The 18,776-nt window shown below is 42.0% G+C and carries 17 protein-coding genes; 7 read left to right on the top strand and 10 right to left on the bottom strand.

Translation table 11 applies throughout. The features are described from left to right. Positions 1-18 precede the first annotated feature (18 nt). The 6 genes from PRK60_RS03720 to PRK60_RS03695 all read right to left on the bottom strand — a co-directional run bounded on the left by PRK60_RS03720 (position 19) and on the right by PRK60_RS03695 (position 5,506). Positions 19-183, bottom strand: coding sequence for a glycosyltransferase family 2 protein (locus PRK60_RS03720; RefSeq protein WP_273646429.1), 165 nt, complete (start codon positions 181-183; stop codon positions 19-21). 19 nt (positions 184-202) lie between these two features. Continuing rightward, a complete protein-coding gene (locus PRK60_RS03715; RefSeq protein ID WP_316243091.1) occupies positions 203-1,231 on the bottom strand; it encodes a sugar transferase in 1,029 nt (342 codons plus the stop codon). Between the two features lie 143 nt (positions 1,232-1,374). After that, positions 1,375-3,039, bottom strand: coding sequence for an FAD-dependent oxidoreductase (locus tag PRK60_RS03710; protein ID WP_273646341.1), 1,665 nt, complete (start codon positions 3,037-3,039; stop codon positions 1,375-1,377). 19 nt (positions 3,040-3,058) lie between these two features. Next, positions 3,059-3,622 carry an alkyl hydroperoxide reductase subunit C gene (gene ahpC, locus PRK60_RS03705; protein ID WP_040531529.1) on the bottom strand — a complete coding sequence of 188 codons (564 nt, stop codon included), beginning with the start codon at positions 3,620-3,622 and terminating at the stop codon, positions 3,059-3,061. Between the two features lie 492 nt (positions 3,623-4,114). Beyond that, positions 4,115-4,384, bottom strand: coding sequence for a 30S ribosomal protein S14 (rpsN, locus tag PRK60_RS03700; RefSeq protein WP_102169229.1), 270 nt, complete (start codon positions 4,382-4,384; stop codon positions 4,115-4,117). A gap of 267 nt (positions 4,385-4,651) precedes the next feature. Further along, positions 4,652-5,506: a metallophosphoesterase family protein gene (locus tag PRK60_RS03695; RefSeq protein ID WP_102169228.1), complete on the bottom strand. Its 855-nt coding sequence runs from the start codon at positions 5,504-5,506 to the stop codon at positions 4,652-4,654. A gap of 133 nt (positions 5,507-5,639) precedes the next feature. Between PRK60_RS03695 and PRK60_RS03690 the strand changes: the two genes are divergently transcribed. The 3 genes from PRK60_RS03690 to ubiE all read left to right on the top strand — a co-directional run bounded on the left by PRK60_RS03690 (position 5,640) and on the right by ubiE (position 8,993). After that, positions 5,640-7,007 (top strand): MFS transporter, encoded by a 1,368-nt coding sequence (locus PRK60_RS03690; RefSeq protein ID WP_102169227.1) that lies wholly within the window; start codon positions 5,640-5,642, stop codon positions 7,005-7,007. A gap of 62 nt (positions 7,008-7,069) precedes the next feature. Further along, complete coding sequence (locus PRK60_RS03685) at positions 7,070-8,293, top strand: MFS transporter (RefSeq protein ID WP_273646340.1); 1,224 nt, start codon at positions 7,070-7,072, stop codon at positions 8,291-8,293. A gap of 1 nt (position 8,294) precedes the next feature. Continuing rightward, complete coding sequence (ubiE, locus tag PRK60_RS03680) at positions 8,295-8,993, top strand: bifunctional demethylmenaquinone methyltransferase/2-methoxy-6-polyprenyl-1,4-benzoquinol methylase UbiE (protein WP_273646339.1); 699 nt, start codon at positions 8,295-8,297, stop codon at positions 8,991-8,993. A 481-nt stretch (positions 8,994-9,474) separates the two neighbouring features. Here the strand turns inward: ubiE and PRK60_RS03675 are convergent, their stop codons facing one another. Then, positions 9,475-10,374, bottom strand: coding sequence for a prenyltransferase (locus PRK60_RS03675; RefSeq protein WP_102169224.1), 900 nt, complete (start codon positions 10,372-10,374; stop codon positions 9,475-9,477). A 73-nt stretch (positions 10,375-10,447) separates the two neighbouring features. Here PRK60_RS03675 and PRK60_RS03670 point away from each other — a divergent pair, with 73 nt between their 5' ends. From PRK60_RS03670 to adhP, 3 genes are all read left to right on the top strand, one after another. After that, positions 10,448-11,425: a polyprenyl synthetase family protein gene (locus PRK60_RS03670; protein ID WP_102169223.1), complete on the top strand. Its 978-nt coding sequence runs from the start codon at positions 10,448-10,450 to the stop codon at positions 11,423-11,425. 57 nt (positions 11,426-11,482) lie between these two features. Further along, entirely contained in the window at positions 11,483-12,160 is a 678-nt protein-coding gene (locus tag PRK60_RS03665) for an ion transporter (RefSeq protein WP_102169272.1), read from the top strand. Positions 12,161-12,446: 286 nt separating this feature from the next. After that, complete coding sequence (gene adhP / locus PRK60_RS03660) at positions 12,447-13,472, top strand: alcohol dehydrogenase AdhP (protein WP_273646338.1); 1,026 nt, start codon at positions 12,447-12,449, stop codon at positions 13,470-13,472. A 101-nt stretch (positions 13,473-13,573) separates the two neighbouring features. On the opposite strand, the gene PRK60_RS03655 is transcribed toward adhP, so the two are convergent. From PRK60_RS03655 to PRK60_RS03645, 3 genes are read right to left on the bottom strand one after another with little or no spacing between them, the layout of a single operon-like run. Next, on the bottom strand, positions 13,574-14,491 hold the full coding sequence (locus tag PRK60_RS03655) for a dihydroorotate dehydrogenase (protein ID WP_102169221.1): 918 nt from the start codon (positions 14,489-14,491) through the stop codon (positions 13,574-13,576). Then, positions 14,491-15,786 carry a dihydroorotase gene (locus PRK60_RS03650; RefSeq protein ID WP_273646337.1) on the bottom strand — a complete coding sequence of 432 codons (1,296 nt, stop codon included), beginning with the start codon at positions 15,784-15,786 and terminating at the stop codon, positions 14,491-14,493. Before PRK60_RS03650 ends, PRK60_RS03655 begins: the two co-directional genes overlap by 1 nt. After that, on the bottom strand, positions 15,786-16,742 hold the full coding sequence (locus tag PRK60_RS03645) for an aspartate carbamoyltransferase catalytic subunit (protein WP_273646336.1): 957 nt from the start codon (positions 16,740-16,742) through the stop codon (positions 15,786-15,788). The genes PRK60_RS03650 and PRK60_RS03645 overlap by 1 nt, the downstream gene beginning before the upstream one ends. Before the next feature lie 198 nt (positions 16,743-16,940). Here PRK60_RS03645 and PRK60_RS03640 point away from each other — a divergent pair, with 198 nt between their 5' ends. Continuing rightward, positions 16,941-18,758 (top strand): heavy metal translocating P-type ATPase, encoded by a 1,818-nt coding sequence (locus tag PRK60_RS03640; RefSeq protein WP_273646428.1) that lies wholly within the window; start codon positions 16,941-16,943, stop codon positions 18,756-18,758. Positions 18,759-18,776: the final 18 nt, after the last annotated feature.

Genomic DNA, 18,776 nt, shown 5'->3' with positions numbered 1-18,776 from the left:
TTAGGCATTACATAATCATCAATGAGTGCAAATTGCAAGTGAGCGATCCGTTGACCCATCATCGACCAAAATTAGTTCAAGGTTCTGATACGTTTGTTTCAATATACTTTGAATACATTGAGCTAAATACTGTTCGGTGTTATAGACTGAAACAATAACTGATATTTGATCTTCTTTTTTCATCATTAATTACCCAGCATTACTAATCATAAAAAGCCTTAAAAACCGCTTCAGTCAATGCTCGTTTTACAAAGTAGCCTCCACGAATCAGCTTTGCAAAGTCATCAATTGAGTTAACCATTTGATCGTACTCCGCGGTCGTCATTGTTTGAACTCGTTCGATTGCTTCGGGAAGCGAATCAGCAATAATTCCCAGATTCTTTTTCTCAATAACGTCACGAGCGGGGGTTCCACTATTGATAATGACCGGTAGCCCAGCAGCCAAATAGGTTGATAGCTTAAATGAGCAATTATGCTTCATATATTCAAGCCAGTAAGGATCCCCAGACCAAATTAGACCAAAGCCCCCTGTCCGACGAATATCATTTAATAAAGCGATATCGGGCATACTGCCAACAAACTCAATATTACGACCGACTCCCCAATCTTTTGGTGATGTAAAGACCCGGAGCTTAACGTCTGGATTAAACCAGGTTCCACCAAAGCCAAATTTATTTGGATTAGTTGGGTCGCCAGCAAAGTTAATGATTGGAGCATAGTGAGGCTTTTCCTTCCCCAGCTCACTGTCAACTAGATGGTCCCACATCTTTTGGATAACAACTTTTTTAACAGTTAAGCCATGCTGACGTAAAAGATCAACCATGGATTGAGATGGGGCAATGATCACATCAGCCATGTTGTAATACCTAATCCACTTATCCAACAAGTATCGATTACTCTTCCACATTAATGGAATCACATCATGAATAAAAATAATCCGCTTTAACCCATCATAAATCAGGGTTCGTTCAAGAAATGCCGTGTCCCATTCAACTGAATTCCAGGATGGCGATTGAAAAATGATTACATCACCCATTTCGACTCCCGCTAACATCCCATCAAAGCGAGAAATTAGTGAACTCTTGCTCTCATTTTTGTCCTGATACTGAAAAACACCAAGTTCACGAAAGCCAAGTTCTCTCGTCGCAATGTCCGTTACCATATTCTGGGCCAGTCTAGCCACCCCAATCATATGGTGCGTGTTGGTAATGTGTACTCTCAAATTATCCATCCTTCTTTCTAAAACCAATTATAGCAGACTTAATCTTTTTTATAAAAAAAGCTCCAGCATTTTAAGCCTAAATGCGTGGAGCTTTGTTCTGATACATGTTCAATCATTATCTAATATAAAACGAAATGACTATTCTGAGAAATTTAAGTACGAGTGTTCTCAACAGCTGTAACAAGCTGTTCCATCGTCTGACTGCCAAAAATGACAGGTCCATCGTTAATCATTGTTGCGGGGACACTCATGATGTTCTTAGCTTTCCGTAATTCTGGGAAGTGTTGTAGGTCAATCATCGTTGCCGTAATCTTTGGATTTAATGCAGCCATCCGTTGACATGCAGCGACAACATCAGGACAGAAATGACAGGTTAGTGAAACACCAATCTTAATGGTTGCTTCAGGAAGTGCTTTAATCCGTTCAACCATTTCCGGTGAAATCGTTTGTCCAGGTCCTGCAACATTATAGATGCCTAAAACGAGAGAGTTTAATTCATGACCTGTCGGAATCCCTGCATAGTGAAGTCCAGTATCATTACCATTAGCATCAAGCAACCGTAATTGTGGCAGATACTTAACATCTTGCGGGGCAGCCTGCTTCTCAACCTTCATATGTTCCTCATCCAAGCTGGCAAATTCCGTTACAAAGCCAAGCAACTGGTCGCTTAATGGTGTCCCGTTAGTTAAAATTTGTAAAGTAACGGTTCTTGTCAAACGAGCAAAGATTGGCTTCAATTGTTGATCAATATCTGCAGATAACCAATTACCAGCGTGCGGAGTAACTTCCTCTTGATTATCAAGAGAAGAGGTTTGACCGACTGTCTTGGTTGGCTGTTTAATTTCTGCATGAATTGGAATCCCAAGCCGCTGTTTTTGATCAGCAATATACTTTTCGGCAGCTGTAGCAGCTTCAGCGCCGTCAGCAGTAGCCGTTACTATTTGTCGAAGCGACTTTTCAATAATATCACCAGCTGCAAAGACGCCCGGAATGTTTGTCTGTCGTTGACTATCAGTAATAATATAACCTTGCTGATTAAGATTAATGACTCCTTCAAGGTTCTTTGTTGCTGGTTGAGTCCCAATATAGATAAAGACGCCAAAGGTTTGGTCACCATCATTAAGGTGGTAAACTGTCTTTTCACCGGTCTTATTATTAACCAGAGTGGCTTCGGTTAAGTAATCATCACCAGAAACACTTTCTACCTCAGTATTATACTTAACGCTAACCTTTGGATTATCTAATGCCCGAGATGCGATCAATGGCGGACAGGTAAAGTGATCACCCCGAACTAAAACGGTAACGTGTTTCCCGTAACGACTTAGGTAGTCAGCTTCTTCCGCAGCGGCGTAGCCACCACCAACAACGAAAATCTGCAGACCAGTGAAAAGCTCACCATCACAAGTTGAACAGTAGGCAACACCCCGGCCACGGAACTTTTCTTCACCAGGGAAGCCAACCTTTCTTGGGTTAGCCCCACCAGAAATGATAATGCTCCGGGCCTGATACTGCTGACCATTAGCATCAGTTACGGTTTTAACGTCAGCGGTTAAATTATCGTACTTGGCAACTTCAGCATGTTTGATTTCAACACCGAAATCCGCAACCTGCTTTTGCATTTTATTCATCAATTCAGTGCCGTCAACCTCTGCTACCCCGGGATAGTTATAAACAACGGATGTCGTCGTTACTTGACCGCCAACACTATTCCCCTCAAGAATTAGCGTATCAAGAGTTGCCCGACCAGCATAAAGGCCAGCCGTCAATCCGGCTGGGCCGGCACCAACGATGATCAAATCATAGATATGCTCACTCATCGGTGTTTCCTCCTATAAATTAAAGCTTACCAACAAGGTCAAGGCTTGGCTTAATTGAGTCTTGGCCTGGCTTCCAGTTTGCAGGGCAGACACGATCACCATGTTCACGAACAAATTGAGCAGCTTGAAGTGTCCGCAGAATTTCATCAGCGCTACGACCAATTCCCATGTTGTTAATTGTGTAAGATTGGATCTTACCATCAGGATCAACGATGAAGACACCACGGTAAGCTTGACCAGCGTCTTCGTCCAAAACATCAAACATCCGGGCAAGCTTACCAGCAGGATCAGCTAACATGTTGTACTTGATCTTGCCAATCTTTTCTGATGCTTCAGCCCATGCCTTGTGGACAAATTCAGTATCTTCTGAAACTGAGTAAATATCAGCATCAGCCTTCTTAAAGTCATCATATTTATCTTGGAGAGCTTCAAGTTCTGTTGGGCAAACAAATGAGAAGTCAGCTGGGTAGAAGAAGAAGATGCTCCACTTGCCCAAAACATCATTCTTAGTAACTTCCTTAGTCTTACCATCTTGGTATGCGTTTACCTTAAAATCATCAATTTCGTGGCCAATAAAATTCATCATAATAATCTCTCCTTAATTTAGAATCATTCTTAACTACATCTTCAGTATAACTAATTTAAATTTAAGATCAAGTCTAAATTAGAATTATTTTAAATAAAATATTTTAAACTAAAAAATAAACAACCTAAGATTAGTTCAGAACGAAAAACAATCGTTCTGAACTAATCTTAGGTTGTTTATAATGACTCCTTAATATAGACAAACCTCTTAAACCAACAAATTTGCTGATTCAAGAGGCTATATCATACTCTCTATCTAAATTAAATTCTTATTTACTTAACTATTACAGACAATAGTATAGCACATGATCGTGATCATGTTAACAATGGTTTAGTTGGATAATAGTATTATGTTCTCGGCAGCTGAATTGAAATGTGCGCAGTGAGAGTTAACTAGAGCCAGCAACCTCCTTCCTAGGCGCAGAACGCCTTCGTCAGGAGAAATTGCTGGCTTTCCGCAAGTCCTTTGCTGGCTCGCACTCTGTTTCTACTACCAACTAGCCTTCTTAACACCAGGAATTTGTCCTTTGTGGGCAAGTTCACGGAAAGTTAGCCGGGACATGCCGAATTTACGCATATAAGCATGAGGACGACCATCATAACGGTCACGGTTGTGCAGACGAACAGCACTTGAATTACGTGGTAACTTGGACAAAGCGATGTAGTCTCCCTGTGCCTTTAATTGCTTCCGCTTTTCAGCATACTTCTTTACTAATGCTTCTTGGTGCTTCAACTTAGCAATCTTTGACTTTTTTGCCATAAATTAAAGATCTCCTTTGTATTCATATTATTTGTGGATAAGCTATTAATAACAAAACGAACGAAATATTAACAAACTAATGGTTAAGGCCCGTATTGAATTTTCCGATTAGTTTAGGCTAATATTTTCAAGCGACTGTAACAGCATAACGTGCTCTCATCAGCTTATAGCGATAATGAGAACCCGCGTCATTAATCAACATTTGCGAACAATTCATTAAATATTATTATACTAACTTTTTGTAAGACTTACAAGAAAAAAGTCTGACTAATTTTGACCAAGACGTTTACAGTAATCTAAATACTGAGCAGCATAACCGTACTTTTGATTCAGCCGAGTTAATTTTTCGGGATCATGAGTATACGCCCTTCCGGTATGCATCATCAGATCGTACAGTTCAACATAGGGAACGGCAGACTGATCAGCAATTGCCTGTTCTGCCTTTCGGTCATAACCAACATGACGGAAATTGACGGATGCCATTCCGAGATCATCAACCTCAATTACCAAGTAATGAGCCCGCATATCGCGATGCAGTTTATCCCAACCATTAAATGGCTCACCAACAGCCCCAGGATTCATGACAATTCGTTCGTCACTTGCATACCGCATAATCTCATGGTGGACATGAGCATAGATCGCAACATCAATTGGCGGATTAGCTGGGGTAAACACCTGATCAAAATTCTTAGTTGATTGGGTTGGAAAAAGATCCTGACCCATATTTAACCACGGTAGATTATGGGAAATACCGAAATTCAGGGGACCAACCTTCTTGGTAATATGAAGAGGCCAATTTGCTATCTCATCAACCATCCCCCGTGGAGCGCTTTGACCAACATACTGGGCTAACCGAGCAAAGTAAATATGAGATGGGTAATTAACATCAATTTTCCCCCGAACGCCATTAACTACCAGATCGTCCCAGTTTCCCCGAACGATTACACTTGGATTAATGATCTTAAGTAACCGCCAGATTTTACTAACACTCGGCCCTGGCATTAACAGGTCGCCCACAAACCAATATTGATCAACGTGTTGTTGACGACTATCACGGTACATTGCACGCATTGCACTTAGGTTTCCGTGAACGTCTGAAAAAACTGCAATCCTCGTTTTCATTAAGTCCGCTCCTTCTCCTAAAATTTACACTTCACTGATAATTGTACCAAAGAATTCGTTAAAGAAGCAGCAATTGATTTGACACCTCATGGTAAACTATTTTAGTAATCTTAAAAAGTAAAGGAGTAATAGCGTGAATCAAAATGGCGAAGTAAGCCCACAGATCCGAAAAATTATTACAATCGTATTGCTCGGCTCGTGTTTTATTAGTTTAGCAAGTCAGACAATGATGGTAACAGCCCTCCCCGTTATTCAGGAGGATCTTCACGTTTCATTAAATGCAGTCCAATGGTTAACAACTGGCTACACCCTGATTATCGGTATTGTGACCCCGCTCTCATCAAACATGTACGAAAAGTTTACTAATCGACACGTCTTTATTGGAATTATTGGAACTTTCCTTATCGGGACATTAGTAGGCTGTTTTGCCAGTAATTTTGCAAGCCTTTTAATTGCACGGTTGATCCAGGCCTGTGCCAGTGGGATGCTAATGACCTTTCAAATGACGACAATGATTTCAATTTATCCAATTGAAAAGCGCGGGTCGATTCTTGGCCTTTCAAGCCTTGTTATTTCTGCCGCCCCAGCCCTTGGTCCAACGATTTCTGGATTGATCCTTGAGTTTCTTTCATGGCGCTGGTTATTCATCCTTGTCCTGCCACTAATGATTCTGGCCTTTATTATTGGCTATTTGAAATTGCCTAACTTCTCCACCCCACGACCAATCAAGATCGACTACATTTCCGTGATCATCTCATTAATTGGTTCTGGATTAGCTTTAGGAAGTTTAACCGTTTTCCAAATCAATTTTTGGTGCGGTCTGGTAATGTTAATTAGCGGTTTCATTGTCATTGGAGGTTTTGTCAAACGACAGCTTCACTTAAAGAATCCAATGCTGAAAGTTCAAATTTTTACTTACCCATCCTTTCGCTGGATGACGATTGTCGGTGTGTTTACTTTTATGGTTCTTTTAGGGACTGAACAGTTAATTCCAATTTATACAGAAAAGATTATCGGAATGGGCAGTTTTCTCTCTGGATTAATTCTGCTTCCTGGAGCAATTGCCAATGCCATTACCGCGTCAATTGTCGGTCGACTCTATGATCAGTATGGCCCAAAATGGCTGATTACGATCGGAGCAGTTATTATGCTGCTTGCTTCGATTCCACTGGTTCTCGTTAACCGCCATTCGTCCATCACTCTCCTTACCCTAACCTATATGCTCCGAATGATTGGGAATGCCTTTGTCTTTAGCCCGGCACTTTCGGAAGCATTTTCTAACTTGAACCAGGAGGAGAATAGTCACGGTACAGCGTTAAACAATACCCTGCGACAAGTTTTCGGGGCTGTTTCAGTTACTCTCTGTGTGGTTATTGCCAACACACCAGCTTCATTAGTAACAGGGATCCGCTATGGAATGTGGGCAACCGTCATCATGGTTGTTCTCATGATCCTTAGTTTCTACCGTTATTTACGAATCAAGAAAACTGAACAAAATTAGCTTCTTTCCCGTGAACTTGCTATACTCGTAATTACTACAATTAAAAAGGAGTAAATATTTATATGGATTCTGAGCTATCTCCCCTGTGGCGCAAAACATTCTATTCATTGTGGATTGGCTGTTTTATAACCGGGATGGGATTCTCAATGACAATGCCATTCGTTTCACTATTTATCAATGAACTTGGTAACTTTTCAAAATTTCAATTAAATTTCTACTCAGGATTAGCATTCGGTGCCACCTTTGTTAGTCAGGCAATTGTTTCACCACTTTGGGGTAGTTTAGCCGACCAAAAAGGGCGTAAATTAATGTGTATGCGGGCTTCTGGAGTAATGGCCTGTACAATCTTTGTTACTGGACTTTCGCAGTCAGCATGGATGATTATCGGAATGCGATTTTTACAGGGTGCCTTCTCTGGATACATTAATAACGCGGCGGCTTTAATTGCTGGTGAAACTCCCCATAGCAAGTCTGGTTGGGCAATGTCAGCAATTTCAACCGCCGGGATTGCCGGAAACCTTGTTGGACCACTACTTGGTGGGGTTCTTTCAGGAGCATTCGGCTACCGGGTCCCCTTCTTCATTACTGGTTTTTTGATGTTCTGTGTCTTTCTAAGCACGACATTCCTAGTTAAGGAACGACATTTCAAACCGATTAAGAAAGAAAAGATGCGACCAATTAGGGAAGTTATGGCTGAAATTCCTAACCGCAAGCTAATTTTCGTTACTTTCCTAACGACGCTTATCGTTATGGCATCGTCAATGTCAATTAGCCCAATTATTAGTTTGTACGTCCGTCAATTAATGCATAACCATGGCAACATTGCCTTTGTTGCTGGGATTGTTGCCGCAACCCCGGGATTAGGGACCCTCATTGCTGCCTCAAAAGTTAGTCATACGATGGACGAAATCGGTCCAGAAAAGGTCCTACGAATCGGACTAATTACTGCCTTTATCCTGTTCATCCCAATGACTTTTACCCATTCACCATGGTCACTAGCTTTTTGGCGTTTTCTTCTTGGTTTAGCCAACGCAGCATTAATGCCCGCTGCCCAGACCGTCTTAACACTGAATGTGCCAACGGAAGCCTTTGGTCGGGTCTTCAGCATTAACCAGTCATTCCAAGCTGGTGGAGCTGTTTTTGGTTCACTTCTGGGCTCGATCATCTCTGGACTATCCTCATACCCGATGGTCTTCGCGATTACCGGACTAACACTATTAATTAATTTTATCTTGATTGTACTAGTACAACCAAAGAAACCAGCTACTAACAAGAAAGGTTATTAGTATGACAAAAACAAATCACCTCAAAAACGAATCTGAAGTTAACGAAATGTTTACCAGAGTTGCTCCCAATTACGACAAGCTTAACAATATTATTAGTCTTGGAACACAAAAGCTCTGGCGGAAAAAGCTTTTAGCCGGTTTAGAATTCAAACCGGGAATTAAGGCCCTTGATGTATGTTGTGGAACCGGAGATTTAGCAATTGCACTGGCTAACCGGCTACCCCAAGGACGCGTTACCGGTGTTGACTTTAATGCTGCAATGTTAAAAATTGCTGAGAAAAAAGCCAAGGCAATCCCGAATCTCATCCTGATTAATGGAGATGCAATGGCCCTCCCATTAGAAGATGAGTCATTTGATATTGTTACGATTGGCTTTGGCTTACGGAACGTTGCAGATAAAGCATTAAGCGAAATTTATCGGGTATTAAAGCCTGGTGGACAATTAGGAGTCCTGGAGATGTCACAGCCGACCAATTCACTGATTAAGGTTGGTTGGGGAGCTTACTTTAAAGCATTCCCTTACTTGGCCAAACTTGCTGGTGGCCACGTTAAAGATTACCAGTACCTCAAAAAAACAAGCCAGCAATTTGTTTCCGCTGATCAATTAGCTAGAATGATAGCTGATGCCGGATTTAAGGCCGTCAACTATTCATCACTTAATTTTGGTGCTGCAGCGATTCATTTTGGAATTAAAGAATAAACAAACTACGAATTAGACTCAGTAAATTACTGGCAATAGTTAAAGGACCAGGAAGAAACGATTTGTTTCTTCCTGGTCCTTTTCTTCGTTTGATAGCTTATTGGATTAGGGCAACGGAATAGAGATGTACGCAGTAGCTGATTGACTTCTTTCATCAACAAGTTGATAGCCAGAAGTCTAATCAGCCTTGCGAGGGTTCACAGACGAAAATAAGTTTTCTGCTTCACTCCTTCGTCACGACCGCCACCTCCGATGCAACATAGCTAAGATCTGCTCGCCAGGAACTTGCTAGAGCCAGCAACCTCCAGCTTTCTAATGCAGCTGAGTAGAATTGTGCTCGCCCTAACGTTCTAGACAACATAGTCAAAACGTGCTCAGCCTAAGCTCCCCCAAGATAACGACCTCTCTCCTAGGCGCGAGTCGCCTTCGTCGAGAGAAATCGTTATCATCCGGGAGCTTTTTACGGCTTCGCACTCTAACTCTATAACACTCCCACCCCATATGTTATTACTTGGGCGAGGGAGCCGACGAGGAGGATTTTAACGGCACAGGGGAAAGTGCGCTTTTTGACCTGTTCGTGATACAGAAGCTTTGTCTGTTTGATAACAAACGGAATAACCAATAGAGTAAGCAACATTGTCCACGGAGCCAAGCGGGCCATGACAGCGGTAATAATTGCTAAGAACGCAATAACATTTTTAGTGGTAAAACTATTTAGCCCCTGCTGAACACCAATAAAATGAATAATGGTGTGACGGTGGTTATCTTCATCTTCTTGAGCATCACAAATATTATTAGCAAGCATCAGGTTTGAAATCCACAGTTCACATGGCAAAGCCACTAACCAAATCTTGATTAAGTTAGTCCAGCTCCAATCAAAGTTACCAGTTTTATTAATATAAACCGAAATCAGCATAATCATAAAGCCCATCGTAAAACCGGAAAAGAATTCACCGACCGGTAACCCGTTCATCGGGAATGGGCCTGACGAATATAAAATTCCCACAGCAAAGCAGAAGATTCCCATCCAAAGCAGCGGCAATCCAGCTCGGGTAACAAGGTAAATTCCCAATCCAGCAGCGATAATACTAAAAATAAGGATCAAGGCTAAGACAAGTTTGGGAGAAATTTTTTCCCGGCCAATAATATTAGTATTTTTCTTGTAATCCTCAGTATCAACCGCATGATTATAATCATTATAATTATCCATCATATCAACGGCCATATTAAAAAGGAGCATCGCAATAAAAAAGAGAATTGAGTTAATGAGGTTAAATGAGTGATAATAATAAACACTCATGCAGACCCCGAGAAGCATCGGGAGGATACTAGCAGTTTTGGCTTTAATCTCAACTAACTCTAAAAAGACATCTAATGACACATTCATACTTCCCATTCATTTAAAAATATTGTTACAATATGATAGTACACCAATACAAAGGAATTATCATTCAATGGACAAACATTATTTCCGTAGTGACCCACAGCTTAATAACGCACTTCAGGAAGTCAATCACCTGATTAATCAGCGAATAACCGTTAACAATACTGATTTGCAGGCAGCACTAAAACAAATGGCTTCAAAGGGCGGTAAGTATCTCCGTCCTGCTTTCTGCCTAACCTTTGCTCGATTAAGCGGCAAGGATAATTGGAACAGTTTTAAGTTAATCAAAATTGCCTCCTCATTAGAAATCCTCCACATGGCAACCTTAATTCATGACGATGTGATTGATGACTCCCCTGAACGACGGGGAGCGCCAAGTATTCAAAAAGCTTTTGGCAAGGATACAGCGGTATATAGTGGTGATTTACTATTTACCGTCTTTTTCGACTTATTAGTTGAAACCATGGAGAGTTCACCTTATCTAGCAACGAACGCTCAAGCAATGCGCAAGATTCTCGCTGGTGAGCTGGGGCAAATGAATCAACGCTATCGCCAACAATCACTTCTTGAGTATTATCGGAATATTAACGGCAAAACAGCTACCCTTTTTAGTTTGGCTGCTCAAGAAGGAGCATATTTCGGCGGTGCCGATGCTAAAACCGTTCACCTCGCTAAGCACATCGGGCAAAATATCGGGATTACCTTCCAAATTCTGGATGACATGTTGGACTATACTACCAATAAAAAATTAAATAAGCCAATTCTTGAAGACCTCGCTACCGGTGTTTATTCCCTGCCACTTCTCCTAGTCTTAAAAGAGCACTATGAAGAACTTAACCCGTACTTGACCAAAAAACAGGAAATGACGGTCGAAGATACTCAGGCGGTTCAACGATTAGTTAACCAGTATGGCGGTGTTAAGCAGGCTCATGAACTGGCTGGTAAGTTTACTAATAAATCATTACAATTAATTGATAAATTACCAACAAGCCCTACTCAGAAACTTCTTAAAAAAGTAACAACCCAACTCTTGAACCGCTCAATGTAAAAATAAGGAAGTTAAGCCAAATTGAAACGTCAAGTATACATTTTATATCTTCTTACCATGGCCCTATTAGCGGTTATTTCGGTTCTATTAATCGCATTTGACTTTGCTCATGAGCTTAATATCAATAATGAACCTTTCAAGGCAGTTAATAACGGGATCTTAGTTATTTTTACAATTGATTACTTTACCCGATTTTACCTTGCAAAGGATAAGAAAAAGTTCTTCAAGCATAATATTTTTGATCTGCTTTCAATTATCCCCGTTAATGGTCTTGCATGGATTTTCCGGTGGAATCGGGTTAGTCGAGTTTTCACTTTCTTACGAATCGTTCGGCTAATTGGATTGACTGGGCGGTTAAACCGGTTTATCGAAAAGGATGGTCTCCTGTACTACCTTTATGTAACTTGCGCGGTCCTTCTGATTTCTGCTTCGATGTACAGCATCTCTGAAGGTACTCATTTTTCCACCGCTCTTTGGTGGGCAATTACTACGGCCTCAACAGTTGGTTATGGTGATATTTCACCTACCACCACGATCGGCCGCATTGCTGGTGTCCTATTAATGCTCGTGGGAATTGGGTTAATCGGGGTTATTACCAGTACAATTACCGATTATTTCTCCCAAGAAGACAATAACCAAATCCAAGATAAATTAGACCAGATTGAAAGAGAAAACCAGGAATTGCGCAAAGAATTGCAAGAGTTAAATGAACACTTGAATCACCTTACTAAATGATCAGCATCAACTGATCATTTTTTAAATTATTTTTTCTTAGAATAATTTTGCATATATTCATCTAGACCAATACCATTCTTTATGTTAACCGGTTAGCATAGAGCTAAAATTAATCATTAGTTTACCAATTTACTAATTACCCTTTTAGTAAAATTTTACGTTTATAAAATGAGAGTTCCTTTACTTGTAAGCGTTTGCAAGAAAAATAAACCTATGTTACATTGACCATAGTGATTCGGATCATAGTTGTTAACTAACTGTTTTACTAAGTTGGGAGGCTAACAAAATGAAAGCTGCCGTTGTTCGTAAAGATTGTGATGGATACTTTGATGTTAAGGATGTTACTCTTCGTGACTTAAAACCGGGTGAGGCCCTAGTAAAAATTGAATATTGCGGTTTATGTCATACCGATTTACACGTTGCTGCTGGCGATTTTGGTAAGGTTCCTGGTAGAATTACCGGTCATGAGGGTGTTGGTCGCGTTGTCAAAGTTGGGCCAAATGTAACTAGCCTTAAAATTGGCGATCGGGTATCAGTTGCCTGGTTCTTCTCTGGCTGTGGTCACTGTGAATACTGCATTACTGGTAACGAGTCACTTTGCCGTCACGTCGAAAATGCTGGTTACACTGTTGATGGGGCAATGGCTGAATACTGCATTGTGAAAGCTAATTACGCTGTTAAAGTTCCAGAAAACTTGGATCCAATTAAGGCTACTTCCGTTACCTGTGCTGGAGTAACCACTTACAAAGCAATTAAGACTAGTCAAATTCGTCCTGGTCAATGGTTAGTAATCTATGGTGCTGGGGGGTTAGGTAATCTGGGCGTTCAATGGGCGAAAAATGTTTTTAAGGCCCACGTAATTGCCGTTGATATTAGTGATGAAAAGCTCCAAGCCGTTAAAGAGGCTGGTGCGGATATGGTTATTAACTCTGCCAAGGTTGATCCTGCAAAGGAGATTCAAGATAAGATTGGCGGAGCATGGGCAGCAGTTGTTACTGCTACTGCAGCGATTTGTTACGATCAGGCACTTGCTTCTGTTCGTGCCGGTGGGAAGGTTGTTGCAATTTCACTACCAAAAGGAAATATTGACGTCCCAATCGCTAAAACAGTCCTTGATGGGATTGAAATTGTTGGCTCATTAGTTGGTACCCGGCAGGATTTAGCTGAAGCCTTTGAATTAACAGCTGAAGGAGCTATTAACCCAATTGTTCACACGCGAAAGTTATCCGAAATCAATGATATTGTTGACAAAATGAAGAACGGTAAAATCGTTGGTCGAATGGTTGTTGATTTCACTAATGGCGCTAATTAAATATTAAAAAAATAGATAATAAAATCACCTTTAACTGATATAGCTAAAGATGATTTTATTATTATCTGATGAATTTTTTGCAAGCAAGTTCAGACTGTAATTTATATTCTTAGCTCTGCCAGTGAGCCAATTCCAACTCGGGCCATCGCTTGCGGCAACTGTTCAATAATGTGTGGCATTGCTAAAGCGTCGTGAAAGTGTGCAGAACCAACCTGAACAGCTGACGCACCGGCTAAGAAAAATTCAATAACGTCTTCTGCAGAGGAAATTCCCCCTTCACCGATGATCGGAATGTTTACTGCGTGGGAAACCTGATAAATCATCCGAATAGCTAGTGGTTTAATTGCGGTTCCTGAAAGGCCACCCATGACATTTCCCAGAACCGGCTTCCGGGTTTTCAGATTAATCTTCATCCCTAGTAAAGTATTTATCATACTTAACCCATCAGCCCCTCCTGCTTCAACTGCCTGCGCAATTTCCACAATATCGGTAACGTTAGGAGTTAGTTTAACATAAACCGGAACATCGCCACTAGCAGCTTTAACTGCCTTAGTTAACTTCTCAGCGACTTGCGGATCAGTTCCGAAAGCCATCCCACCATGCTTAACGTTGGGACACGAAATATTCAGTTCCAATGCATCAACTAATCCGGTCGCGGCTAAGTGTTCAGTAACCATTACATAATCCTCAACACTTGCGCCACCAATACTTGCCACTAAAGGAAGGTCAGGATATTGTTGTTTAAGCTGAGGGATTTTTTCTTCTGCGACCACCTTTACTCCAGGATTAGTTAAGCCGACTGAATTCAACACCCCATCGTTCAATACCGCAATCTGTGGTTGGGGATTTCCCGTTCGCGCTTGGGGAGTCGTAGTTTTGATTACGATTGCGCCCAGTCGGTTAAGATCATATTTTCGTGCTTGTGGAACATCACCAAAGCCAAATGTTCCAGAGGCTGGCATTACAGGGTTCTTCATTTTTAACCCAGGCAATTTTACGGCAAGACGGACATCAGTCATTATTTTCCCTCCCCATTTCGTGAATAAGCAATTTTTCCATCAACTAGGGTTAAATCAGTGGTTCCATAAACTCGCTGACCGGTGAATGGATTGTTAACGCCCTTGGAAAGGTAAGAATCTTCAGAGATTTTCCGCTCTGTATTCAGATCAAAAATTGCAATATCAGCTGGCTTGCCAGGTTCTAGGTGTCCAGCCTGGTCTAAGCCAAATTGTTCTGCCGGAATTGTACTCATCCAATTTAATAGCTGGGTTAAACTAAAGATCCCTGGACGAACAAACTTCGTGTAAAGCATCTCAAATGCGGTTTCACTCCCGGTAATTCCGTTAGCTGCACCGCGCATATCGTCTTGTGGTTTTTCCTTTCGTGAATGAGGAGCATGATCAGTCGCAATCATATCAATTGTTCCGTCAAGTAACCCTTCAATAACAGCTTGGCGATCCTCTTCATGCCGCAACGGCGGATTCATCTTAAAGTATGAGTTATTTGCTGGAATGTCTTTGTCAGCAAGCAAGAGGTGGTGTGGTGTCACTTCACAGGTAACGTTAACCCCCTCTTTCTTTGCCAAACGAACAAGTTCAACACTTTTCTTCGTTGACACATGGCAGATATGATAATGAACCCCGGTTGCCTTTGCAAGGACGAGGTCACGCGCTACCTGAGCCGATTCGGAAACACTCGGTGCCCCAGGTAAACCTAATTCTTCAGCTCGCTTTCCGGCAGTCATTACGCCACCAAAGAGAAGTGAATTATCTTCAACGTGAGCTGCTAATGGCAGACCAACCTTAGCGGCACCCTCCATTGCTCGATACATGGTTCCGGCAGTTTGAATTCCACTACCGTCATTACTGAAAGCAAAGGCTCCCGCATCCTTCATTGCTTGAAAATCAACCGGCTGATCACCCTGACGGTTAACCGTGACACTTGAATATTGAGCCACGTGAACAACCCCGGTCTGCTGGTTATGATCAATCATTTGCCGCAGTTTTTCAGGAGTATCTGGGACCGGATCAACGTTTGGCATCGCGCCAACAGTTGTAAAACCGCCATGGGCAGCGGCCTTACTCCCGGTTTCTACCGTTTCCTTATAGGTAAGGCCCGGATCCCGGAAGTGAACGTGAACATCAACTAAGCCGGGAGCAACTAATTTCCCGCTAGCGTCAATTAGCTCATTAACACTATCTTCAGCAACTAAATTCTTACCAAGTGCCTGAATTTTACCATCCTTAATCAGAACATCCGTATCTACTAGCCGACCGTCAACAAAACAGCGGCCACCCTTAATTAGCATTCTCATTAGTCTAAGCCACCCAACTTTCGACCGCGAAGAACTGCTTCTAACATTGCCATCCGCATGAAGACACCATTTTGCATTTGCTCATAGAACTTGCAGTTAGGTGCTTCAACCAGACTACCTGCTAATTCAACATCGTGGTTGATCGGACCTGGGTGCATGATAATCGCATTCTTTTTCATCCGGTTGTAACGGGCTTCGTTAATTCCGTACTTTTCATGGTAGGATTCAGCAGAGAATTTTGCTTCGTTAGCATCCCCGGCATGCCGTTCGTGTTGAACCCGGAGAAGCATTAAGACATCCATTTCACCAACCAGATCATCGAGTGGCATAAACTTACCATACTTGTCATAAGCATGGTCATACCAGTAATCAGGACCAGAGAAGTAAACCGAAGCACCAAGACGATTCAAGATTTCCATGTTACTTCCTGCAACCCGTGAATTAGTAATGTCACCGATAATGCCAACCTTTAAGCCATCAAAATGACCAAAGTGTTCATGAATGGTCATCATATCAAGCATGCTTTGTGAAGGGTGCTGACCAGAACCATCACCGGCATTAACAATTCCCATGTTCAAATGAGAGCCTGTTTGGGGGTGAATCAGTGGTTCATAATAGGCATTCGTTGAGTGACGAATAACTGCGAGGTCAACACCGAGGGCATCCATTACTAACATAGTGTCATACATCGTTTCACCCTTTTTGACTGAACTGTGTTGTGGGTCAAAGAAAATATCAGTTAACCCAAGGCGCTTTTCAGCAACTTCAAAACTTGTGTGAGTCCGAGTTGAGTTCTCAAAGAAGGCGTTGGTAACATAAACTGGTTCTGTCAGCTTTGGTGTCTCACCACCATCTTTGTAAAATTCAGCGCGGTGAATCAATGATAATACTTGTTCAGAGGATAAATCCTCAACAGTAACAAAGTGGGGGAGCTTAACTAATGGTAATTCAGTCATAATTGAATTAACTTCCTTTATCTAAAAATTTGTCCTAAAAGAAAAACACCAGGCGTAATGGAGGCCTGGTGTTAACGAAATTTTTTAAAGTTAGTTAATCTTACTTTGAAAAAGTCGTCTTTCTAGCCTCACGGGACTAAATTAAAGGACATTGATTGTTGCTAATAATGTACTCTGATTGATGCCAAATGTCAAATGGTGAAAAAATTATCAAATAAGCAGAAGCTCTGGTTAATCATCATCATTGCTGCTGTTGCTGTTATTTTACAGTACGCATGTGGTTATCCGCTTTTTGCACAAATATTAGTAACGGTGGTTGGGGCATTCGTTGCTCTTTCAATGTTTATCGGAATGGTCAAGTCAATCCGTACCGGTGACTACGGCGTCGACCTCCTTGCAATTTTAGCCGTGGTTGCCACCCTAGCTGTAGGTGAATACTGGGCTGCAATGGTAATCCTGGTAATGTTAACGGGTGGGGATGCACTAGAAGACTATGCAGCCAAGAAAGCGAACACTGAACTGAAGTCACTACTGGATAATACTCCCCAAATTGCTCATGTCGTAACTGATGGGACAACCAACGATCTCGCTGTAAAGGATGTGCAGATTAGTGCTGAGGTAATTGTTAAACCTGGAGAAATTGTTCCGCTAGACGGAAAAGTAGTCACTGGTCAAAGTGAGCTAGACGAGTCATCCCTTACAGGTGAATCACGCCCAGTAAGTAAAATTCCCGGTGATGAAGTGATGTCAGGAGCAATTAACGGTGCCAACTCAATTACAATCAGGGTAACTAAACTCGCCAAGGATAGTCAGTATCAACAGCTGGTTAAGTTGGTTAAGACTGCTGAAGAATCTCCTGCCCACTTTGTCCGGTTAGCAGATCGCTACGCAGTGCCATTTACTATCGTTGCAATCGTGATTGCGCTAGCTGCTTGGTGGTGGTCCGGAAATCCGGTGCGGATCGCAGAGGTTCTTGTAGTTGCCTCGCCTTGCCCATTAATTCTAGCTGCCCCAATTGCAATGGTTTCGGGGATGAGCCGCGCCTCCCGAAACGGGATTGTGGTTAAAACCGGAACCGTTCTCGAAAAATTAGCCAACGCCAAAACCGGGGCTTTTGACAAGACTGGAACAATTACCAATGGTCAGCTAGCAGTTGGGGAAATTATCCCTGCTTCTGATTGCAGCTTTTCTCATGACCAGCTTTTGCAACTGGTAGCGAGTGCTGAAAGCGAATCCTCGCATATCCTTGCCCGGTCACTAGTTGACTATGCCAAAAAGCAAGCAGTTTCCCTTAGCCCGGTTCAAGATCTCCAAGAAGTTACTGGTAAAGGAATCACGGCTACAGTTGATGGCTACCAAATGAAGATCGGTAAATTAGCATTCGTCGATCCTGAGGGAAAGCAAGCTATTCTCCCCTCAACCGCGGTTTATATTGAAATTAATGGTCAATATGCTGGAGCAGTAACATTCGTTGATCATATTCGTCCAGAAGCACGGCAGACAATGAATACCCTCCGTAAAATGGGGGTTACTAACCTGATGATGCTAACTGGTGATCAGGCAGCCTTTGCAAAGGAAGTTGCTAAACAGGTTGGTATTACAGACGTTAAAACGAACTTACTGCCACAAGGAAAGATTGCCGCGCTAAAAGCAATTCCATTAGATCAACATCCGGTCTTTATGGTTGGGGATGGTGTTAACGATGCCCCATCGTTTGTGACTGCCGACGTTGGAATTGCCATGGGAGCTCATGGTGCTACCGCTGCTAGTGAATCGGCATCAGTGGTAATTATTCGCGATGATCTTTCACGGATTGCCAAAATTGTCGAAATTGCTAAAGACACAATTAAGATCGCTAAACAAGCGGTCTTAATTGGGATTGCAATCTGCATCATTTTAATGTTGGTTGCCTGCACTGGGATCCTTCCTGCTTTTGTAGGGGCAATGCTCCAAGAAGTGATTGATACGGTTTCAATCTTATGGGCATTGAAAGCACGGAAAGTTAAATTAGATTAGAATGCTTTAAAAAGTACA

Origin of the sequence: Limosilactobacillus portuensis (assembly GCF_028607025.1) — a bacterium.
Taxonomy (GTDB): Bacteria; Bacillota; Bacilli; order Lactobacillales; family Lactobacillaceae; genus Limosilactobacillus; species Limosilactobacillus portuensis.
This window is presented reverse-complemented; position numbering and strand designations above follow the sequence as displayed.

What these genes read in the sequence shown, in the direction of transcription:
- PRK60_RS03720 (WP_273646429.1), bottom strand. Translation starts at nt 183, where the DNA reads ATGAAAAAAGAAGATCAAATATCAGTTATTGTTTCAGTCTATAACACC.
- PRK60_RS03715 (WP_316243091.1), bottom strand. Translation starts at nt 1,231, where the DNA reads ATGGATAATTTGAGAGTACACATTACCAACACGCACCATATGATTGGG.
- PRK60_RS03710 (WP_273646341.1), bottom strand. Translation starts at nt 3,039, where the DNA reads ATGAGTGAGCATATCTATGATTTGATCATCGTTGGTGCCGGCCCAGCC.
- ahpC (WP_040531529.1), bottom strand. Translation starts at nt 3,622, where the DNA reads ATGAATTTTATTGGCCACGAAATTGATGATTTTAAGGTAAACGCATAC.
- rpsN (WP_102169229.1), bottom strand. Translation starts at nt 4,384, where the DNA reads ATGGCAAAAAAGTCAAAGATTGCTAAGTTGAAGCACCAAGAAGCATTA.
- PRK60_RS03695 (WP_102169228.1), bottom strand. Translation starts at nt 5,506, where the DNA reads ATGAAAACGAGGATTGCAGTTTTTTCAGACGTTCACGGAAACCTAAGT.
- PRK60_RS03685 (WP_273646340.1), top strand. Translation starts at nt 7,070, where the DNA reads ATGGATTCTGAGCTATCTCCCCTGTGGCGCAAAACATTCTATTCATTG.
- ubiE (WP_273646339.1), top strand. Translation starts at nt 8,295, where the DNA reads ATGACAAAAACAAATCACCTCAAAAACGAATCTGAAGTTAACGAAATG.
- PRK60_RS03670 (WP_102169223.1), top strand. Translation starts at nt 10,448, where the DNA reads ATGGACAAACATTATTTCCGTAGTGACCCACAGCTTAATAACGCACTT.
- PRK60_RS03665 (WP_102169272.1), top strand. Translation starts at nt 11,483, where the DNA reads ATGGCCCTATTAGCGGTTATTTCGGTTCTATTAATCGCATTTGACTTT.
- adhP (WP_273646338.1), top strand. Translation starts at nt 12,447, where the DNA reads ATGAAAGCTGCCGTTGTTCGTAAAGATTGTGATGGATACTTTGATGTT.
- PRK60_RS03655 (WP_102169221.1), bottom strand. Translation starts at nt 14,491, where the DNA reads ATGACTGATGTCCGTCTTGCCGTAAAATTGCCTGGGTTAAAAATGAAG.
- PRK60_RS03650 (WP_273646337.1), bottom strand. Translation starts at nt 15,786, where the DNA reads ATGAGAATGCTAATTAAGGGTGGCCGCTGTTTTGTTGACGGTCGGCTA.
- PRK60_RS03645 (WP_273646336.1), bottom strand. Translation starts at nt 16,742, where the DNA reads ATGACTGAATTACCATTAGTTAAGCTCCCCCACTTTGTTACTGTTGAG.